This window comes from Acetobacter orientalis (genome assembly GCF_000963965.1).
In the GTDB taxonomy this organism is placed as follows: domain Bacteria; phylum Pseudomonadota; class Alphaproteobacteria; order Acetobacterales; family Acetobacteraceae; genus Acetobacter; species Acetobacter orientalis.
In genome coordinates, this window is the sequence record NZ_BAMX01000010.1 from 93,985 (window position 1) to 112,387 (window position 18,403).

The following is an 18,403-nucleotide window of genomic DNA, read 5'->3' on the forward strand; positions in this document are numbered from 1 at the left end:
AAAATCAATACGTTACCAAAGCCAAGCGTCATAGGGCTGTAGTCGTGCGTCATAGGTCTAGCGTCATACCCAAGCAGAGCGCCAAGGGTAAGCATGACATGCAGAACATGACTAAACGGGGCAACGTTTACTACGTCCGTTTTATCGTACCTAAAGAGCGTTGGCATGATGTTGGTATGGTGACAGGTGCCCGTAACGGGACACGCAAAGACATTACCAAGTCTCTGAGCACCAAAGAGTATCGAGAAGCCCTTGTTAGGCGTGACGCAGCCCTTACGGTAATCAGGGAAGAAACGAATGCGGCACTAGCCCAGCACAAGCTCCCTCCGTTGCACGGTGATTGGAAGCCTTCTTGGGGCAGCTTACAGCAACAGCTTACAGAACAAGCCCTAGAAGCCCGTAAAGCACTAGAAGAAGCGGATACATACCGCACGCCTTACTATGAGAATGACGACCCACACACGGGCCGTATTGTCGCAGAGGCTATTTCAGACCAAGACTTTGGTACCGATGTTGTAAGGGAAGAACTCTGGGCAACCGCGCAGAATATCGAAACACAAAGCACAGACAAACAAAACGGGCTAAGACAGGCACAAGCAGCCTATGAGCAGGCGTTAGGCATTGCTACGGGCACTGCAACGCCCCTTAGCGTTCTCCTTGACCGCTGGTTACCCCAGCTAGAAGGGCACGTTACCCAAGAGCTGATAGATAGACACCACAGGACTTTACGCCGTTTTGGGGCTTATCTAGCAGAAGCACACGGCTTGCAAACAGACGACCCAGAGAGCTATGCCAGAAGTACACCGATAGAAAGCATAGACAGAAAGACAGCGGGCCTATTCAGAGAGTGGTTAGAGAGACTGCCCAATGTTGGCCCCCGCGTAGTAGGCTTTCATCTTTCAACCATGAATACATTCTGGAAATGGGCACAGGACGTTGGTTATGCAGAGGTTAATCCGTGGGAGGGAGCAACACGGGGCCTTAAGAAGAAGATTGCCAAGGCTTCCAGAGTACGAGGGGAGAAACGGCCCTATACCGATGCCGAATTGATAGCCCTACTCACACAAGCCAGAGAACGCCTAAAACAGCCTAAGAAATGGCCTTGGGCACGGGTTATCTATGACATGCTACGCTTAGCCCCGCTTACAGGGTGCAGGCAAAACGAACTAGCCAGCTTAACGGTAGATCGCGTTATCAAACCAACACAACCTGAGCAGCTTTGGCGTATCTCTGTCACTGAAGAAGTAAGCAAAACACGCTCTTCTACTAGAGAAGTGCCGCTACACCCAATAGCTCAGGCGGTTATTGCGCAGCGCCTTGCAGAACTACCCGCAGAACATACCCAAGACGCACCGCTATTCCCTGAGTGTAAACCCGGAGGGCGTGACAATAAGCCGGGGCATTACCTGTCTAAACGCTACGCCACCTTTCTACGCTCTGTGCTCGGTGAAAACCCCGAGATCGACTTTCACAGCTTCCGTAGATGCTTTTCCACCTTCATGGCTACGGCAGAAGCTAACGGAGCACAGCACTGCCCTGAATTAGTGCTAGAGCATCTTATTGGGCACAAGCCTGTCTCGCTCGCGCATAACACCTACGCAGCAAAGCGGTTTGATTGGTCTGTATATGACAATGCAATCATGGAAATGGTCAGTAAGGGTGTAAGTGAGCACGTTCGCGACTCCATGAGTATTGTATGCTCTATTTAACTCCACTTAGCCAAAACCAGCACACCCAACGCTGCCCCGGATAGTTTACATACTAACTATCTTACCCAAGGCACCTTTTTACAGCCGCAGGAGTCCACTCAGTCTTCCTTCGGCTAGTCCTAACCCCCATAGCCTCTAGACGCCCTGCTATGGCCCGTAGAGACAACCCTTGACTGTGTAAAGTGGCGATGGTTGGCCCCACCCTTTCCTTGAACCCTTGCGCCTTCTCTTGCAGTGCTAGAGTGCCTTTCTGGTTATCTGGTGCGGGGCCACCTTTATACCCACCCAACACAACCCCACGCTTCTTTGCCGCAGCAAGAGCAGCTTTGGTGCGTTCGCTAATTACACAGCGTTCTTTCTCAGCCATAGCGGCCCATATGTGCAACATAAAGGGATCAGCATCTTTGCCTAACTCAGCCACGATAAACGGAACACGGTTAGCCATAAGCCCAGCTATGAACGCCACATCACGGCTAAGGCGGTCTAGCTTGGCTACCAGCACAGGGCATTGCATGACCTTGGCCTTATCCAATGCGGCAGAGAGCTGGGGGCGCTTAAAGAGAGCATCACTCCCCTTGCCTGTCTCAACCTCTGTAAACACTTCTACTACGTCAAAGCCCTCCGCCTGAGCAAAGCTGTGTATGGCTGCAAGCTGTGCTTCCATTCCAAGGCCACTTTTACCCTGCTTGGTTGTGCTTACTCGGATATAGGCAACAGCTTTGGTCATAGTGTTTCATTCCAGACAATGAACGTTGTCTGTTTTGATACAGAGTAAACGGAGGGCCAGCCACACTCAATTCTGAATCCGTCCTATGCCGTTCATGAATCAATACAGGGGTTGGGCTGTAAATCGTGTTTCTCCTGATTTAATCAAGCATTTATCAGAAAACCCCTAATTAGCGGCCTCATTAGAGAAGCGCCCCTAAAAGATACCACAGACAACCACGCCTATCACAACCTTGCGGGACTCAAAACGGGTACCCTTGCCCCACGGTTTCATGGTCACCGATCGACTTCAAGAAAGGGGGCTTAAGCCGTTGTTGTTGTTCAGTGGCAGACCACGAAAACATTCTCAGGGAAAACTCTATAAATGCACAGAATTAAGGGACCCCTTTTGGTTACCTTTTGGGGCCTTTTTAGGGTCTTAGACGAAACTATGAATTTTATAGGTTTTTCAATGGGTTACGGTGAAAATAGGGAATTAGCGGCCCCATTAGAGGAACGCCCCTAAAGGTAAGGGTATAGAGGGAGAGCGTTCACCCACTTCTAGCCTTGCCTAGGTGTACGTTTACATCAACCAATCAATAATAATCACTTAGGGGAAATGCATGCTCTTTAATACCATAGTAACCCGCCCACTGATGATAAGCGGTAGCAGCGTAATAAGCTCAGCCGAATATGATGCATCAATCTTAGAGCTAACAATCACATTCAGGCGGGGTCAGACTTACACCTATTCTGGCGTTAGTCTCAAGGTGGCGGAGGGCTTAGAAATGGCTACTTCCCCCGGTGCTTACTATGATGCACGGATACGTGGTCACTACACACGTAGCTAGGGAATTAGTGGCCCATTAGGGGATACCATAATCACCTACCCCTTAATCTGACTGTGTTGTGGTTAAATAGACATTGTTTCCACCCTGCCTGTTTAGCCTGAGCACAGCCGTGCCAAGCTCAACTCATAGCGTAGTACATTAGGCACATCTACAAAGGTACAACATAACAGTTTGATACCAATAATGATAAGAACAGGAACTAATGGGAAAAAGTAAGACTAAGACAACTACAGACGCAAGCTCACAGACAAAGCCCCTAGACTGGCAAGAGGGGCCACTTAAGGGTGCATTTAACACTGCGCAGGGCATCTACAACCAGCAAAGCTCAGACCCTAATCAGCCTAACTGGAATGTCTATTCCACCCTTAATGACACTGAGAAGGCGGCCTTATCTAACGCGGGCACAAACAGCGTAAACCAGAGCAATATGGGCAATACCCTTATGAATACTGGTACAGGTCTGTTAAGCAATAGCACCTCTGGCACCACAAACATGGGAACAGCAGCTAATACAGCAGCACAGTTTGCCAATGGTGGCTTTAATCAGGGGTCTACAACAGCCTCTAATGCTGTAGCGAGTAATGCAGGGGCTTACGGTAATCAGGGCTTAACCAACCTTCAGAATGCCTCTAATTTAGCCAACACAGATGCTACGGCTCAAAATACAGCCGATGCAACTGCATATGCGAATTCTTCAGGTGTTCAGAATGCAATCAAAGCAGCTAACGCCTATGCTGACCAGATGTACCAACGTACAACAGGTACAGACCTGAATGCACAGGCAGTTGTGGGTGGTAACTTGAATAGCTCCCGTGCTGGTGCTGCAAGCGCTGTGTCTCAGGCGCTTCAGAATGCCCAAGATGAAAACAACGCAGCCACCATGTATCAGAATGCGTACAATACGGGTCTTTCTACGGCAGAGCAGGCCCGCCAGAGCAATATGAGCGGTCTACTTAATGGAGCTGCCACAGGCATCTCAGGGGCAAACTCTGGTGTTGAAGCGCAGCAGGCAGGCAACGCTCAGGTTAATGCTAACAATGCTACGCAGCAGAATGGGGCCTCTATCCTGAGTAATATCGGCTCCAATCAGGTTGGAGCGGCGAGTACAGGAAGTAATATAGCATCTCAGGGGGTTACACTTCAGAATATTGCTAACACAGCAGCATACAATGCAGGTAAAATTGCCCAAGACGACCAGAATAACGCCAATAAAGCTGCTGTAGAGGGCTATCAAGCGCAAAACCAAAACCAGTGGACTCAGCTTGATAACCTTTACAATATCATTGGCGGAACCACTTGGGGCGGGAACTCTACCGGCCATTCCACGAGCACAGTCGTTCAGACCCCTAGTACCATGTCCATGATCCAAGGTGCTATCGGTACTGTGGGTAGCCTAGCAGGTGGTGTTGGCCTGTTATAAGAGCGAGACCAACACCAAAAAGAAAATACAAATACACAGAATAGAATCTGATTTAGTGATTTAGTGATTTAGTGGGTTAATTGTTTCTCGCTCTATTACACAATTTAGTAAAAATTACTATATTATTATTTTCGATACGAGCCATTCTTGCTTGCCTATTGCGGCTAAACTCTAGTTTAAATACCCGTCTATTGCCCATCAACTGCAATAGAAGGTGTCGGTATGACCCCGCCCGCTTACCCCTCCGAAGAAACCACAGACATAATTACAGCGGCAGCCCTTGGCCGGATAGAGCCAAGCAATCTCGAAGAGCTGGCCCAACACTTCATCAATGAAGCTCAGTTTCTCAGAAGCGCGGCGCAAAGACTTACACAGCGCGGCCTAATCTCAGGGCACCACTAACAAACCTTCATGACTAAACAGAAAAGGCAGGAGCCACTCATGAACAAAACAAAACCACAACCCCAGAAAACCAATCAGGAAAAACGCCGTGTACTAGAGCATTACCTAGCCATACCTGATAACCATAAGACTGCTACGCGGCGGCTCATGGATAAGGTAGACACTAATGGGCCTATTCCAGAGCATCGCCCTGAGCTTGGCCCATGCTGGCTCTGGAAGGGTGCCACGAACGGCCTAAAACCCCCGTATGGTAAGTTCCCCATAAGAGCAATAGACCAGCAACCAAGGGCGCATGTTGTTTCCTACCTGCTAAGGAACGGCGTTACGCCTGAAAACCAACCAGTTATTGACCACCTGTGTGGCAATACAATGTGCGTAAACCCAGACCACCTAGAAGCAGTGACGCAAAAAGAGAATATGCGGAGGGCTAAGAAAGTGAAAGCGCAGCCCCCTATGGATTCCGCAAGCCGTGATGCTCGGGTTTTTGAAGCCGTCTCATATGAAATAGAAAACTTAACCATCTCTCAAATAATGGAGAAGACGGGTAGGTCACAAAGCAGCGTAAGCAGCCACCGTAAGGCTATAAAGGAGGGGCCGCTGGGGCGTGTGGTGGAACGATCTAAAAAACAGAGAAAGCTGCTTTTTCAGGCCAAGGCAGAGATTGCCAAACTTGCAAGCGCATGGCGTGCCGACCCCACCCCAAAACTAGAACGCCTGCCCGCCGATCTTAAACACAAAGCACAAAAATATTACACCACTGAAGGGCAGCCCAATCATGACCAGTAAAACACCCATCGCACAGCTCGCCTCTGTATTGGAGGCCATACCGAGCGAGTATGCTTCGTATCTGAACGTGGGAGACCTACGCGCCCTTGTACGCCTTAGCATCGCCCCAGAAGCAGCTAGAAGCTCTTATCTACCAATCGTGGACACCCCACGGCTGTGTAATATGTCAAAGGGCCGCTTTCGCTTCGTCAAGCTACTTGCAAACGAAGAGCGTAACCTTGAAGCCTTCAGCTTAACAGAAGAAGGGCTTAGACTAATTACAAGCCTATCTAGAGGCATATAGCCCTCAGAGACTCGCAGGAGACCACACAGGGCCTTCTAGGTTTACCTTAATGCACCACACCAGCCTAGCACCACAGACCACTCTAGGGCGGCATTTTGAGGGATTTAGCATCATGCTGTTTCCTTTGAATGCTGCCCTTTTGTTTTGGCTCTTGCCTATCAGTTCTCGACTCTGCATGATGGTTTGCAAGAAGGGTATGCGGGTCAGACGTGCCGATACAACCGAAAACGCTACAGGTTTTTGATATAAGCATCTGATTTATAACGGTTTTATATGATTAGGTGTAGAGCCCCGTCGTTCGCCCCAGCCATATATTTCCCTTAAAAATTAAAACGTTACCAAAAACCAAGCTCTTTGGCTTTAGTCGTGTGCCATAGATCTAGCGTCATGCCCAAGCTGCGTGCCAAGGGGGCGCATAATCAGGCAGAGCACGAGCAAGTGGGGTAACGCTGAATTAAGGTGGGGTAACGCTTAATTTAAGTAAGCCAGCTTTCTTGTCTCTCACGCGTAGTAGCATGAGGTGTGCGCACTCTCCATCATCACCCTACCATCCTCATTGCTCGCAAAGCGGCATCGTGTTCTTTTTTATTTAAAAATGATCACTCTTTCCCATTATTCCAGACAACACACGGCAATAAGGCTCTCTAAATCCTTAGCATATAGAGTAATGTGTGGGAATTATGCATTTTACGATTACATCATAACTCCTCTCTTCTTCTCTTTACATTTAAATTTGAAAAATAACCCTTTTTATACAATCCATCCCTTCAAATTTACCGGATTTTCGAGATAGTCATTCATTTTCTTTATAAAATATCGTATCTGTTATGCACTTTCCCTCAGATATTGATGGTTCTTCTGCATGACAACATCACCACCCCGCTCTGGGTTGCCTGTGACCCTTACCGTAATCCTCTTTCTTATTCTTGGGCTTTTTCTAACCCTTGGCGGCGCATGGCTGGCCGTTTTAGGGGGCTCTTACTTTTACCTGTTTAGTGGCGTTGTGCTGCTGGTTACCGCGGTGCTGCTGCTTAAACGCTGGCGCGAGGCCCTGTGGCTGTACGCGGCACTGGTTTTTATCACGCTGGCTTGGTCGGTATGGGAAGCCGGGTTTGACTTCTGGGCACTCGCCCCGCGGGGTGATGTTATTTTGCCGCTTGGCCTGTGGCTGTTGTTACCGTTTGTCTCTCGCGCGTTATTACCGGCCAGTACACTTAACCGCATACCACTTGCCGCAGGCATTGTAGTGGGCCTTGGGGTTTATGGCTTTGCCCTAACCCAAGACCCGCAAGATATTGCTGGCGTACTCCCCTCCGTTACCCAGCAAGGCGGTGCCTTAACCCCGGCAGATAGCGCAGAAGCCCCAGCCGCAGACTGGCCAGCTTATGGCCGCACGCAGTTTGGCAACCGCTACTCCCCGCTCGCGCAAGTGACACCAGCTAACGTAAGCAAGCTCAAAGTGGCATGGGTTTTTCAAACACATGACCTAAAAACCCCTAACGACCCCGGTGAAATTACCGATGAGGTCACACCTATTAAAGTGCGCGACACGCTCTATCTGTGCTCGCCCCACCAAATGGTGTTTGCGCTTGATGCCGCAACGGGCAAACAAAAATGGAAGTTTGACCCCAAAATTGCATACAACCCCACCTTTCAGCACATGACCTGCCGCGGCGTGTCTTACGCTGAAACCCACGAGGGTGACGTAACAAGCGATGGCACACCCGCACCAACTGAGTGCGCGCACCGCATTTTTCTCCCTACAAACGATGGCCGCCTGATTGCCCTGAACGCAGACACGGGTGCAACCTGCCCCAGCTTTGGCAACAATGGCAGCCTAGACCTGTCTGATGGCATGCCCATGCACGAGGCTGGTTTTTACGAGCCTACCTCTCCGCCAATTGTGACCCACAAGGTCGTTATTATTTCTGGCGCGGTAACAGACAACTATTCAACACACGAGCCATCAGGCGTTACCCGCGCGTACGACCTCTATACCGGCCATCTGGTCTGGGCGTTTGATGCAGGCAACCCCAACCCTAACGAACTCCCCTCTGCCACCCACCATTACGTGGCAAACTCCCCCAATTCATGGATTACGTCTGCTTATGACGCTAAACTGAACCTCATTTATATTCCAACCGGCGTTGCAACCCCAGACATCTGGGGCGGTCACCGCTCTGCCGACCAAGAACGTTATGCCTCTGGCATTTTGGCACTCAATGCCGATACGGGCGAGAAAGTCTGGTTCTACCAAACCGTGCACCACGACTTGTGGGACATGGACATTCCCGCCCAGCCAAGCCTTGTGGATATTCGCCAACAAGATGGCTCCATTGTGCCTGCCCTGTATGCCCCAGCCAAAACCGGCAATATTTTTGTGCTAGACCGCCGCAACGGCCACTTGATTGTACCAGCACCAGAAACCCCCGTGCCACAGGGCGCTGCACCGGGCGACCACGTCTCACCCACGCAGCCTTACTCTGCCCTTACCTTCCGGCCTAAAAAGAACCTGACCGATGCAGACATGTGGGGCGGCACCATGCTGGATCAGATGGTGTGCCGTATCATGTTCAAAAAACTGCGTTATGAAGGGCCGTTTACCCCACCCTCTGAGCAAGGCACGTTGGTGTTCCCCGGTAATTTGGGCATGTTTGAATGGGGTGGTTTAGCGGTAGACCCTGTGCGGCAAGTGGCTTTTGCCAACCCTATTGCCATTCCGTTTGTGTCTACGCTTATTCCACGTGGGCCTAAAAACCCGGCACAGCCAGACCCAAATGCAGGGCCATCTGGGTCAGAAAGTGGTGTGCAGCCACAATACGGCACACCCTATGGGGTAGACCTGCACGCCTTTCTGTCTCCACTCGGTGTGCCGTGCAAACAGCCGGGTTGGGGGTATGTGGCAGGCATAGACCTAAAAACCAACACCATTAAATGGATGCACCGTAACGGCACCGTGCGCGACAGCTCCCCCCTGCCCTTGCCGTTTAAAGTTGGCATTCCCTCCCTTGGTGGGCCACTTACCACAGCGGGTGGCGTTGCTTTCCTGACCTCAACAGCCGATTATTATATTCGTGCGTATGATGTCACGACCGGCAAACAGCTTTGGCAAGACCGCCTGCCCGCTGGTGGCCAATCTACCCCCATGACCTACGAAGCCAACGGACGCCAGTTTATTGTAACAGCCGATGGTGGCCACGGATCTTTTGGCACCAAACTGGGTGACTACATTGTGGCCTATGCTTTACCAGACGGCACACAGCCCTAAAGCAGCCACAAAAAGGCATGTGGTTTTCAGGTTTTTACCAAAACTGTGAGATCACATGCCGTGCCTTTACAAAATACAAGGCCGTTAAACACGCCAAAGTAAAAGAGTGTGTGAGCATGAAAGAAAAAAGACACCATGCCCACACGCCCTTTTGCGCGTTGACGCCTTAGGGCATCACACGTAAAAGTCCGCTTTCCTAAACAGCCAAGCCCCACCAGGCGCAACTTTACTGAGCGCCGGAGGCGCCGCTTGACCATGCCCACAACATTTGCAGACCTCTCTTTAGCCGCTCCCATTTTGCAAGCACTGGCAGAAGAAGGTTACACAACCCCTACCCCCATTCAGGCCCAGTCCATTCCGCTATTGCTTGAAGGGCAAGACCTGTTGGGCATGGCCCAAACAGGCACAGGTAAAAGTGCGGCGTTCTCTCTGCCGCTCTTGCATCGTATGGCCGCAACGCCTCGCCCTGCCCCCAAAGGGGGTGCGCGCGTGCTCATACTCGCCCCCACACGTGAGCTGGTATCGCAAATTGCAGATGGGCTTGAAAAATTTGGCCGTCATCTGTCTTTCAGTGTCACCACAATTTTTGGGGGTGTCAGCCAGTTTCACCAAATTAACGCACTCGCAAATGGGGTGGATTTTATTGTCGCCACACCGGGGCGCTTGTTAGACCTTATCTCTCAAGGCCTGTGCGACCTGTCTCAGCTTGAAGCACTGGTGCTTGATGAAGCCGACCAAATGCTGGACATGGGTTTTGCAAAACCCATTGAGCGCATTGTGGCTATGCTGCCCAAAGACCGGCACACCCTGCTGTTTTCAGCAACCATGCCAAAATCTATTACGGCACTAGCTGAAAGCCTGCTGCGTAACCCTGCAAAAGTTGAAATCAGCCCGCCCTCAACCACGGTTGAGCGTATTGAGCAGTCGGTTATGTTCCTGAACGCAGCTGATAAAAAAGAGGCCCTTCTGGCGCAACTTAAGGCACCGGGCATTGGTCAGGTTGTTGTCTTTACGCTGCAAAAAAACATTGCCAACGAGGTCTGCTCCTTCCTGACCGAAGCAGGCATTACGGCAGAGGCCTTACACGGCAATAAGTCACAAGGCCAGCGTGAGCGGGCGTTAGATGCGTTCCGGGCTGGCAGTGTGCAGGTTTTGGTTGCAACCGACATTGCCGCACGCGGTATTGATGTTGATACCGTAACCCATGTTTTTAACCACGACCTGCCCCACCAGCCTGAAAGCTACGTGCACCGTATTGGCCGCACGGGCCGTGCCGGGCGCACCGGCTTTGCCATTACCCTATGCGATGCCGAGCAACGGGCATGGCTGCACGCAGTAGAGCGCGAAATTGGCCGCGCCCTGAGCATTGATACAGACCACCAATGGCACTCAGATGAGGCACAGCACTCAACCCTGCCAGCCCCTGTTTTAGGGGGTGGGCCGGTTAAGCAGGTCAAACCGCAGCAAAAACGCGAACGGAAAGTCTGGACTGAAGAAGAAAAACAAGCAGCACGCGCTGCTGCAAAAGCAACAGCTTAAAACAGCTTATTTTTTCGAAAAAATTACAGGTCTGGCGCATTTTTATGTGCCAGACCTTTTTTACTCTTGCGCGGCCAAAGCTTGCCCAAGTTGTTGCATATCTTCGGGCATAGGAGCCTCAAAGCTCAGGGTTTCGCCCGTGCGGGGGTGCTTAAACCCCAAGCGGGTTGCATGCAAAGCCTGCCGCGGAAAGTCTAAGGCGGCAGCCCGTGCATCTGGCGTTAAACCCTTTGCCGCTGCGGGTACACGGCGCAAATAGACAGGGTCACCTATTAACGGGTGGCCATGAGCTGAAAAATGAACCCGTATTTGGTGGGTACGGCCCGTTGCCAACTTGCAGGTTACAAGAGCGGCCCCCATCGCAAATGCTTTAAGCGTGCGGTAATGGGTTAAAGCCCATTTGCCATTATGCGTTACAATGGCCATGCGCTTACGGTCGCGCTTATCACGGCCAATATCTCCCTCATAATCCCCCTCGGCTGGGTTGGGGCACCCCCAGCAAAAAGCCAAATAGGCACGGTCTATACGCCGGGCCGCAAAGTCTTCTGAAAGCGCCAAATGCGCTTTTTCTGTTTTTGCCGCCACCATTAAGCCAGAGGTATCTTTATCCAGCCGGTGCACAATACCGGGCCTGCGCTCCCCCCCAATACCTTTTAGGCTACTGCCACAGTGGGCAATAAGGCCGTTTACCAATGTGCCTGTTTCATTACCCGGTGCCGGGTGCACCACCAACCCTGCGGGCTTGTTAAGCACAATCAGATCATCATCTTCGTAAAACACATCAAAGGGCACGTGCTCGCCTTCAGGCACGGCCGGGGCGGCGGGCGGTATGTGCAACACATAATGCTGGCCCGCTTTCACCAGTTCGGCGGGTTCTGTTACGGTTTTGGGGCCGCAACTCAGGCAGCCTTCTTCAATAAGGGTTTTAACGCGTGAGCGTGACAGCCCACCAGAATGGGCTGAAACAAAGCGGTCTACCCGCTCGCCACCTTGGTCTGACAGCACCTCAAAAAACAATGTGGTGCCTTGCGTGGCCTTGGCTTGGTTGGGGGTAAGAGAAAAACCAGAATCTGTCACACGCTCTGTCCTGCCACGTTTATAAAAATAGGCTTGGGCTTAACGCCTGCCTGCCCCTGCTTTGCCTTTGTGCACAAAGCCTACTCCCCCCTTAGCCGTCAAGCATAGCACGCCAGCACCTACGCTGTTGCGTGCCTTTAATAGGCTTTTAGCACGCGCTAACTATTTCCCACCGTGCATAGCAAGTGCTAGGCAGGCATACTCAGTTCTGCCACGCAGGCTCTGCCGTTTTACACGCCTAAACCAAGAGTGCTTTGCCCATGCCCCACCCGCCAGCTTCTGGCCCCCACCAAGGTGCTGCCTCTGGCTTTAGGCCCGATGCACGCCTAACCGTGCAGGCCATTCAAGCAGCGTACCGGGCAACATTGCGCAAACGCTGCCAAAAGCTGGCCCTGCTGGTGCTAGCTATTATTGCGTCTTGCATGGCAGACTTTGCCATTGGGCCTGCGGGGCTTTCACCCACAACCATACTGCACGTGTTGCTCCACCCGACTACGGCTCCAGCAACACAAAGCATTATTATTTGGCAAATACGCCTGCCTTACACGCTTATGGCTGTGTGTGTTGGGGCAGCCCTTGGCCTTGCCGGGGCTGAAATGCAAACCATTTTAGCAAACCCGCTTGCCAGCCCGTTTACACTTGGCCTTTCTGCAGCCTCTGCCTTTGGGGCATCACTTATTATTGTGCTTGGCCTACAGGCTGCCGGAATTTCTGAAAACTTACTTATAACAGCAAGCTCTTTTTTCTTTGCTCTTATATCAGCCTTATTGCTTGATGGTGTAAGCCGCACACGCCAAGCCAGTACCAGCACAGTTGTGCTTTTTGGCATTGCTTTGGTTTTTAGTTTTCAAGCGCTTGTGTCACTCATGCAGTTTTTAGCCAGTGAAGACGCCCTGCAAGACCTCGTATTCTGGACATTGGGCAGCTTAACGCGGGCCACATGGCCAAAAGTTGGGCTACTTGCCAGTGTTGGTGCGCTTATAAGCCTTTTTTCTTACCGTGCGGCATGGAGCCTGACCACCCTACGCATGGGCGAAGAGCGCGCCGCAAGCCTTGGGGTTGATGTGCCCCGCATACGCCGGGCCGCCTTACTACGCATAAGTTTGCTGTCTGCACTGGCCGTATCTTTTGTAGGTATTATTGGCTTTGTGGGCTTGGTAGCCCCCCATATAGCCCGCCGCCTACTGGGGGAAGACCACCGCTTTTACCTACCCGGCAGCATGGCGGCGGGGGCACTTATTCTCTCCCTTTCAGCCCTAGCGGCACGGGTATTGGTGCCGGGTATTGTTGTGCCCACAGGTATTGTCACCTCTTTGGTGGGCATTCCCTTTTTTTTAGCCATTGTACTCCGCCGAGAAGACGGGGTGTAAAATATGGTTATGGCCACACCCAGTTCCACCCCCTCCTACCCCAACGCCTTATTGGCCACGCATGTCAGCGTGCGCTATGGGCACAACACCATTTTGCACGATGTGACTGCTGGCCCGTTTCAGCCTGGCAAAATGAGTGCACTACTTGGCCCTAACGGCAGCGGTAAATCTACGCTCATGCGGGCCATAGCCGGACTTGCCCCCATTACGGGGGCAGCATGCGTTACCCTTGGGGGCCCCCCCCTGTCTGGCATGCCCTTGGCTAAACGCACACAACACTGCCTGTATTTACCACAAGCTTTACCAGCCCCAGCACAACTGCCAGTGCTAGAAGCCCTTATAGCCGCCCGCCATACAGGGGCACTCCCCCCTTCTTGTTTACAGGAAGATGACGTGGAAGCCGCTATGAACTGGCTAGAAAAATTCGAAATTGCGCATTTAGCCATGCGTAACATGAGCACACTTTCAGGCGGGCAACGACAGTTGGTGGGCCTAGCCCAAGCCCTAAGCCGCAACCCTAAAGCGCTCTTGCTCGATGAGCCCTTAAGCGCCCTAGACCTACACCACCAATACGCCGTTATGGCGCTGCTACGCCGCGAAACCACACAGCACCAACTTGTAAGCGTACTCGTTTTGCATGACCTCAACATAGCCCTCAACATGACAGACCACGTTGTTGTGGTGCACGAAGGCCACCTAAAAGCAGCAGGCCCACCAACAGACGTGCTAACCCCCGCTTTGCTACGAGACGTTTACAAAGTAAACGCTCATATAGAGCAAGGGTCTGACGGCAAATACTTTGTAAGTGTTGACGGTATATCCTAAAAGTTTATCAAAACAGACATTACCCTTACCAACATTATGCGCTGGCCAAAAGCTTTAGACCACACAAACAGCGTTAAGGGCCAAAACGCCCTTACGTACCACAAAAAGTATGCTCTACCACCTCATGCGGTTGCGCTGGGCGTGCATACTGCGCCCGGCCTGTCTGTTCTTGGTATGGGTTTGTTGTTACTGCCAACAAGGTTTCAAACGCGCTATCATCTTCTTGTCTTATAGCTTTACTAATCATGTCTTCAACCAAATGGTTGCGGGGAATATAAAGGGGGTTTACCGCTTGCATTGCCGCTGCTCGCGCGGCGGGTGTAACCGCCCCCTCTTGCGCAAGCCTATGCCGCCATGCTGGCAACCATTCGGCTAAAGCGCTTAGCACTCTATGGCTTGCAGGTAACTGTGCACCAACGGCTAGGGTATGCTCGGCAAGCTCTGGCGTGGGCTGCATCACTTCAGTTTGGCTCAAGGTTCTAAAGGTTTGTGTAAAATCGAGCCTGTTTTTGTGCATGACGGTTAGTAATTTCTGCACCAACGCACCATCTTCAGCCAAGGGTTGGGTTAACCCAATTTTGGCCCGCATACCTGCCAAATACGCGGTTTGAAATTGCGCCTCAAACTGGTTTAACGCCTTTTGGGCCAGTTCAATGGCGACAGTCTCTTCTTCTGCCAGCAAAGGCAGTAGGGCTTCGGCTAGGCGGGTTAAGTCCCACAGGGCCATACTGGGTTGGTTGGCATAAGCATAGCGGCCGCGCTCATCAATAAAGCTAAAAACCGTGCTAGGGTCGTAGTGTTCCATAAAAGCGCATGGGCCGTAATCGAGCGTTTCACCCGATATAGCCATATTGTCTGTGTTCATCACACCATGAATAAAGCCAAGGTTCATCCATTTTGCCACCAACTGGGCTTGGGCGATAATAACGCTTTCTAAAAATACTAGATACGGCATAGCACTCTGCGCGGCCTGCGGGTAATGCCGTGCTATAGCGTAGTCAGCCAATAACCGCAGGCCAGCATGGTCTTCTCGCGCGGCAAAAAACTGGAACGTACCCACCCGAATATGGCTTGCCGCCACACGCGCCAACACGGCACCGGGTAGGGGTGTTTCGCGGTAAACACGCTCGCCCGTGCGTACGGCGGCAAGGGCGCGCGTTGTTGGCACGCCAAGAGCCGCCATGGCCTCGCTCATCACATATTCACGCAGTACCGGGCCAAGGGCTGCGCGGCCATCCCCCCTACGAGAAAAAGCCGTGCGCCCTGCCCCTTTAAGCTGAATTTCGCGCACATGGCCGCTTGCGTCTGTTACATCTCCCAACAGCATGGCGCGGCCATCACCTAATTGGGGTACAAAATGGCCAAACTGGTGCCCGGCATAGGCTAGAGCTATTGGCGTTACCCCCTCTGGCATGGTGTGCCCGGCCAGCATGTTTATACCCTCAGCACTGGCAAGCCATACTGGGTCTAGCCCCAAGGTTTGGGCCAAAGGGGTATTGAGCTTAATCAAACTTGGGCTGCTCACAGGGGTTAGGCTTGCGGGCGCGTAAAACCGCTCAGGCAAGGCGGCATAACTTTGGGTGAGCGTAAAATGTGTCATTCTTCTTTTTATCCCAGCTTGAGCAAAAGCGTGTCCGGTGCTGCCGGGCTGCCCACACTCCCTTTTCTAAATAGGGTGGCAAGCACGGCAATACTAGGCACGAAGGCTGCCAAACAGGGGGCTAGACTGACGCAGCCCAGCAGTAAACGGCACTAAAACCGTGCAACGCTGTGCTTATCGTTGTGGCTCTGGCCCTGCCTGTATGATCATGTTAGGGTTCGGCCCCTTAAAAAGGCTATTGTTACCCTGCTACCATATAGCCCCCAAATAAACCGGACACTCGTCCAGCCCCTAAGGCCGCGGAGACGCCACACGTTATGAGCACGAAAAGAGAGACTGCCTTTAAAATTACCCCAAAGGCCGATGCCATTTCCGCCACAGAGCGCGCAGCTCTGTTGGAAAACCCCGGTTTTGGCCGCGTCTTTTCGGATCATATGGCTGTTGTAACCTACACAGAGGGCAAAGGCTGGCACTCAGCCGAAATTCTGCCCCGCCAGCCCTTGCTGCTAGACCCCGCTGCCTCTGTACTGCACTACGCGCAGGAAATTTTTGAGGGCATGAAGGCCTACCGCGCTCCTAACGGCCAGCCGCAGTTTTTCCGCCCAGATGCAAACGCCCGCCGTTTCCGCAAATCGGCTGAGCGTATGGCTATGGCACAAGTGCCAGAAGAACTGTTTTTGGACGCGGTTAACCAGCTTGTAAAAATTGATGCTGGCTGGATTCCTGACCCAGAAGTAGGCACGCTCTATCTGCGCCCCTTCATGATTGCGACCGAAACCGCATTGGGCGTTAAGCCATCTTCTGAATACAAATTTATTGTTATTGCGTGTGCTGCTGGCGAATATTTCTCCAAAGATGCAGGCCCGGTAACAGTTTGGGTTGAAGAGCGCACCGTGCGGGCTTCTCGCGGTGGAACGGGTGAGGCCAAATGCGGTGGCAACTACGCCGCAAGCCTTACCGCCCAGCAGGAAGCCAAAGCCAATGGCTGCCACCAAGTGCTCTTTCTTGACGCAAACGAGCGTAAATGGATTGAGGAAATGGGCGGCATGAACGTAATGGCCGTTATGGATGACGGCTCGCTCATTACCCCCCCCCTTGGCGGCACCATCCTGCCCGGCATTACCCGTGACTCCCTGCTAACACTAGCACGGGACAAAGGCTTGAGTGTACGTGAAGAGCCCTATGCTATTGAACAGCTCTATGCTGATGCAGCCTCTGGCCACCTGCGCGAGCTCTTTGCCTGTGGCACAGCAGCCGTTGTTACCCCCATTGGTACGCTAAAAAGTGCAGAAGGCACGCACCAGATTAGCAACCAAACCGGCAAGGTTACCGCAGAACTGCGCAAAGCCCTGTGCGACATACAGTTTGGCCGTGCGCCAGACCCGCACAACTGGGTACACACAGTTGGCTAATAGCCTGTGCCTACACTGCAAAAGAGCGTAACCTCTTTTGCAAGCTTACAACGCCCGGCCTTACCGCCGGGCGTTTTTGTTATGGGCTGGGTGTTAAAGGAGAATGGTGCGCTGCATCTTCCTCTATCGCGCAGGTTTGGGCATCGGGTTGAGTGCCGTGGGCTTTTAGGATTGCCAATTCTGCTCGGGCTGCCTCCATATCAGCACGGAAGTCTGCATCACCGTGCATGGTGGCAATTTCTGCCGCCCCAACAAGGTAGCCTTCCTGCACATCGCTTACCCAATGCACACCGCATATAATCCGGCTTTCGCCGTACACACGCCCCCGCTGGAGCAAAGCGGTGCTCCGTTCTGGCAAAAGCTCAGACAGCACCAAAGCTGTACTCCACCCCCATGTTGTATGCCCAGACGGATACGCCCCAGAACTTGAAAGCCGCCACCTATCACCTTCCGTGCAAACGGCTTCATGCGTACCCACAAATGGGCGCGGGCGCTGCCAATGGTCTTTGGCCAGCTTAACATCTGCCTTTTCTGATTGGCGCACTTTATGCAGTAGCGCTACAAGATGGGGGGCTTTGTCTGCATCCAGCACAAAACCTGCCGCGCAAGAAAACCCTTTAAGCATAGCCGGAATATGCTCAACAGCATCGGCTTGCGCTAAAGCCCAGCGCGCACTGCCTTGTAGGGCACGGGTCTGGGCAAATACGGTATCATCTTCTTGTTGGCGGGCGGTACCGGCAACAGGGGGTGGGGGCAAATAAGCCGTAGCATCAGGTGCCGTATCAGCAACATGGTAGGGCGCAGTATGACGCACCTGTGTTGGCTCTAATACTGTCTGGTTTTGTGCACGCGCAGCATACAAGCCGCCGCTTAAAGCCGCACCGGCTACAACACACAAAAGCATCAATCGTTTAGCGTGCATGCTGCTCTTTTTCACCCTTTACTCTGTAATCTTTTATTGCTGTGCCAGTTAGCCTAGCAAACGCACAACATACCACCCAATGACCCTACTGGCTGCAGCGGTTATGGGCCACGCAAGTGTTTACGCATACAGCACTCAAAAACTTAAGCATGAAAATACCTCAGAAAAGGCCTTTTCATAAAACTGTCACATGACCTTTATTTATAAAAATTTCTTTAACTATAAAAAAACTCT

At 52.1% G+C, this 18,403-nt stretch carries 14 protein-coding genes; 10 read left to right on the plus strand and 4 right to left on the minus strand.

The window, feature by feature from the left end; all coding sequences use genetic code 11:
• Positions 1–98: 98 nt before the first annotated feature.
• On the plus strand, positions 99–1,709 hold the full coding sequence (locus Abor_RS04160; protein ID WP_084594360.1) for a tyrosine-type recombinase/integrase: 1,611 nt from the start codon (positions 99–101) through the stop codon (positions 1,707–1,709).
• Positions 1,710–1,770: 61 nt separating this feature from the next.
• Here the strand turns inward: Abor_RS04160 and Abor_RS04165 are convergent, their stop codons facing one another.
• On the minus strand, positions 1,771–2,436 hold the full coding sequence (locus Abor_RS04165; protein WP_048840578.1) for a recombinase family protein: 666 nt from the start codon (positions 2,434–2,436) through the stop codon (positions 1,771–1,773).
• A gap of 634 nt (positions 2,437–3,070) precedes the next feature.
• On the opposite strand from Abor_RS04165, the gene Abor_RS13285 reads away from it, so the two are divergent.
• From Abor_RS13285 to Abor_RS04195, 6 genes are all read left to right on the plus strand, one after another.
• On the plus strand, positions 3,071–3,265 hold the full coding sequence (locus tag Abor_RS13285; protein WP_371861229.1) for a KTSC domain-containing protein: 195 nt from the start codon (positions 3,071–3,073) through the stop codon (positions 3,263–3,265).
• Between the two features lie 202 nt (positions 3,266–3,467).
• Positions 3,468–4,685, plus strand: coding sequence for a hypothetical protein (locus Abor_RS04175; RefSeq protein WP_048840579.1), 1,218 nt, complete (start codon positions 3,468–3,470; stop codon positions 4,683–4,685).
• A 222-nt stretch (positions 4,686–4,907) separates the two neighbouring features.
• Positions 4,908–5,087 carry a hypothetical protein gene (locus Abor_RS04180; protein ID WP_048840580.1) on the plus strand — a complete coding sequence of 60 codons (180 nt, stop codon included), beginning with the start codon at positions 4,908–4,910 and terminating at the stop codon, positions 5,085–5,087.
• A 39-nt stretch (positions 5,088–5,126) separates the two neighbouring features.
• Positions 5,127–5,873, plus strand: a complete 747-nt coding sequence (locus Abor_RS04185) for an HNH endonuclease signature motif containing protein (RefSeq protein WP_052946351.1) — start codon at positions 5,127–5,129, stop codon at positions 5,871–5,873.
• A gap of 1,145 nt (positions 5,874–7,018) precedes the next feature.
• Positions 7,019–9,424, plus strand: coding sequence for a glucose/quinate/shikimate family membrane-bound PQQ-dependent dehydrogenase (locus Abor_RS04190; RefSeq protein ID WP_048840582.1), 2,406 nt, complete (start codon positions 7,019–7,021; stop codon positions 9,422–9,424).
• 255 nt (positions 9,425–9,679) lie between these two features.
• The gene (locus Abor_RS04195) at positions 9,680–10,963 is read left to right on the plus strand and encodes a DEAD/DEAH box helicase (protein WP_048840584.1); all 1,284 of its coding nucleotides are present in this window, start codon (positions 9,680–9,682) and stop codon (positions 10,961–10,963) included.
• A gap of 60 nt (positions 10,964–11,023) precedes the next feature.
• Here the strand turns inward: Abor_RS04195 and Abor_RS04200 are convergent, their stop codons facing one another.
• Complete coding sequence (locus tag Abor_RS04200; RefSeq protein WP_232015215.1) at positions 11,024–11,968, minus strand: RluA family pseudouridine synthase; 945 nt, start codon at positions 11,966–11,968, stop codon at positions 11,024–11,026.
• Positions 11,969–12,300: 332 nt separating this feature from the next.
• On the opposite strand from Abor_RS04200, the gene Abor_RS04205 reads away from it, so the two are divergent.
• Positions 12,301–13,410 (plus strand): FecCD family ABC transporter permease, encoded by a 1,110-nt coding sequence (locus Abor_RS04205; protein ID WP_048840585.1) that lies wholly within the window; start codon positions 12,301–12,303, stop codon positions 13,408–13,410.
• 9 nt (positions 13,411–13,419) lie between these two features.
• The gene (locus Abor_RS04210; protein ID WP_048840682.1) at positions 13,420–14,235 is read left to right on the plus strand and encodes an ABC transporter ATP-binding protein; all 816 of its coding nucleotides are present in this window, start codon (positions 13,420–13,422) and stop codon (positions 14,233–14,235) included.
• 91 nt (positions 14,236–14,326) lie between these two features.
• On the opposite strand, the gene Abor_RS04215 is transcribed toward Abor_RS04210, so the two are convergent.
• Positions 14,327–15,835, minus strand: coding sequence for a protein adenylyltransferase SelO (locus tag Abor_RS04215; RefSeq protein WP_048840586.1), 1,509 nt, complete (start codon positions 15,833–15,835; stop codon positions 14,327–14,329).
• A 317-nt stretch (positions 15,836–16,152) separates the two neighbouring features.
• Here Abor_RS04215 and Abor_RS04220 point away from each other — a divergent pair, with 317 nt between their 5' ends.
• Positions 16,153–17,247, plus strand: a complete 1,095-nt coding sequence (locus Abor_RS04220; protein WP_048840587.1) for a branched-chain amino acid aminotransferase — start codon at positions 16,153–16,155, stop codon at positions 17,245–17,247.
• A gap of 79 nt (positions 17,248–17,326) precedes the next feature.
• On the opposite strand, the gene Abor_RS04225 is transcribed toward Abor_RS04220, so the two are convergent.
• On the minus strand, positions 17,327–18,169 hold the full coding sequence (locus Abor_RS04225) for an acid phosphatase (protein WP_244877864.1): 843 nt from the start codon (positions 18,167–18,169) through the stop codon (positions 17,327–17,329).
• Between the last annotated feature and the right edge of the window lie 234 nt (positions 18,170–18,403).

Excerpts from the sequence above, each read along its gene's own strand:
- Abor_RS04160 (WP_084594360.1), top strand. The coding sequence starts at position 99 with ATGCAGAACATGACTAAACGGGGCAACGTTTACTACGTCCGTTTTATC.
- Abor_RS04165 (WP_048840578.1), bottom strand. The coding sequence starts at position 2,436 with ATGACCAAAGCTGTTGCCTATATCCGAGTAAGCACAACCAAGCAGGGT.
- Abor_RS13285 (WP_371861229.1), top strand. The coding sequence starts at position 3,071 with ATGATAAGCGGTAGCAGCGTAATAAGCTCAGCCGAATATGATGCATCA.
- Abor_RS04175 (WP_048840579.1), top strand. The coding sequence starts at position 3,468 with ATGGGAAAAAGTAAGACTAAGACAACTACAGACGCAAGCTCACAGACA.
- Abor_RS04180 (WP_048840580.1), top strand. The coding sequence starts at position 4,908 with ATGACCCCGCCCGCTTACCCCTCCGAAGAAACCACAGACATAATTACA.
- Abor_RS04185 (WP_052946351.1), top strand. The coding sequence starts at position 5,127 with ATGAACAAAACAAAACCACAACCCCAGAAAACCAATCAGGAAAAACGC.
- Abor_RS04190 (WP_048840582.1), top strand. The coding sequence starts at position 7,019 with ATGACAACATCACCACCCCGCTCTGGGTTGCCTGTGACCCTTACCGTA.
- Abor_RS04195 (WP_048840584.1), top strand. The coding sequence starts at position 9,680 with ATGCCCACAACATTTGCAGACCTCTCTTTAGCCGCTCCCATTTTGCAA.
- Abor_RS04205 (WP_048840585.1), top strand. The coding sequence starts at position 12,301 with ATGCCCCACCCGCCAGCTTCTGGCCCCCACCAAGGTGCTGCCTCTGGC.
- Abor_RS04210 (WP_048840682.1), top strand. The coding sequence starts at position 13,420 with ATGGCCACACCCAGTTCCACCCCCTCCTACCCCAACGCCTTATTGGCC.
- Abor_RS04215 (WP_048840586.1), bottom strand. The coding sequence starts at position 15,835 with ATGACACATTTTACGCTCACCCAAAGTTATGCCGCCTTGCCTGAGCGG.
- Abor_RS04220 (WP_048840587.1), top strand. The coding sequence starts at position 16,153 with ATGAGCACGAAAAGAGAGACTGCCTTTAAAATTACCCCAAAGGCCGAT.
- Abor_RS04225 (WP_244877864.1), bottom strand. The coding sequence starts at position 18,169 with ATGCACGCTAAACGATTGATGCTTTTGTGTGTTGTAGCCGGTGCGGCT.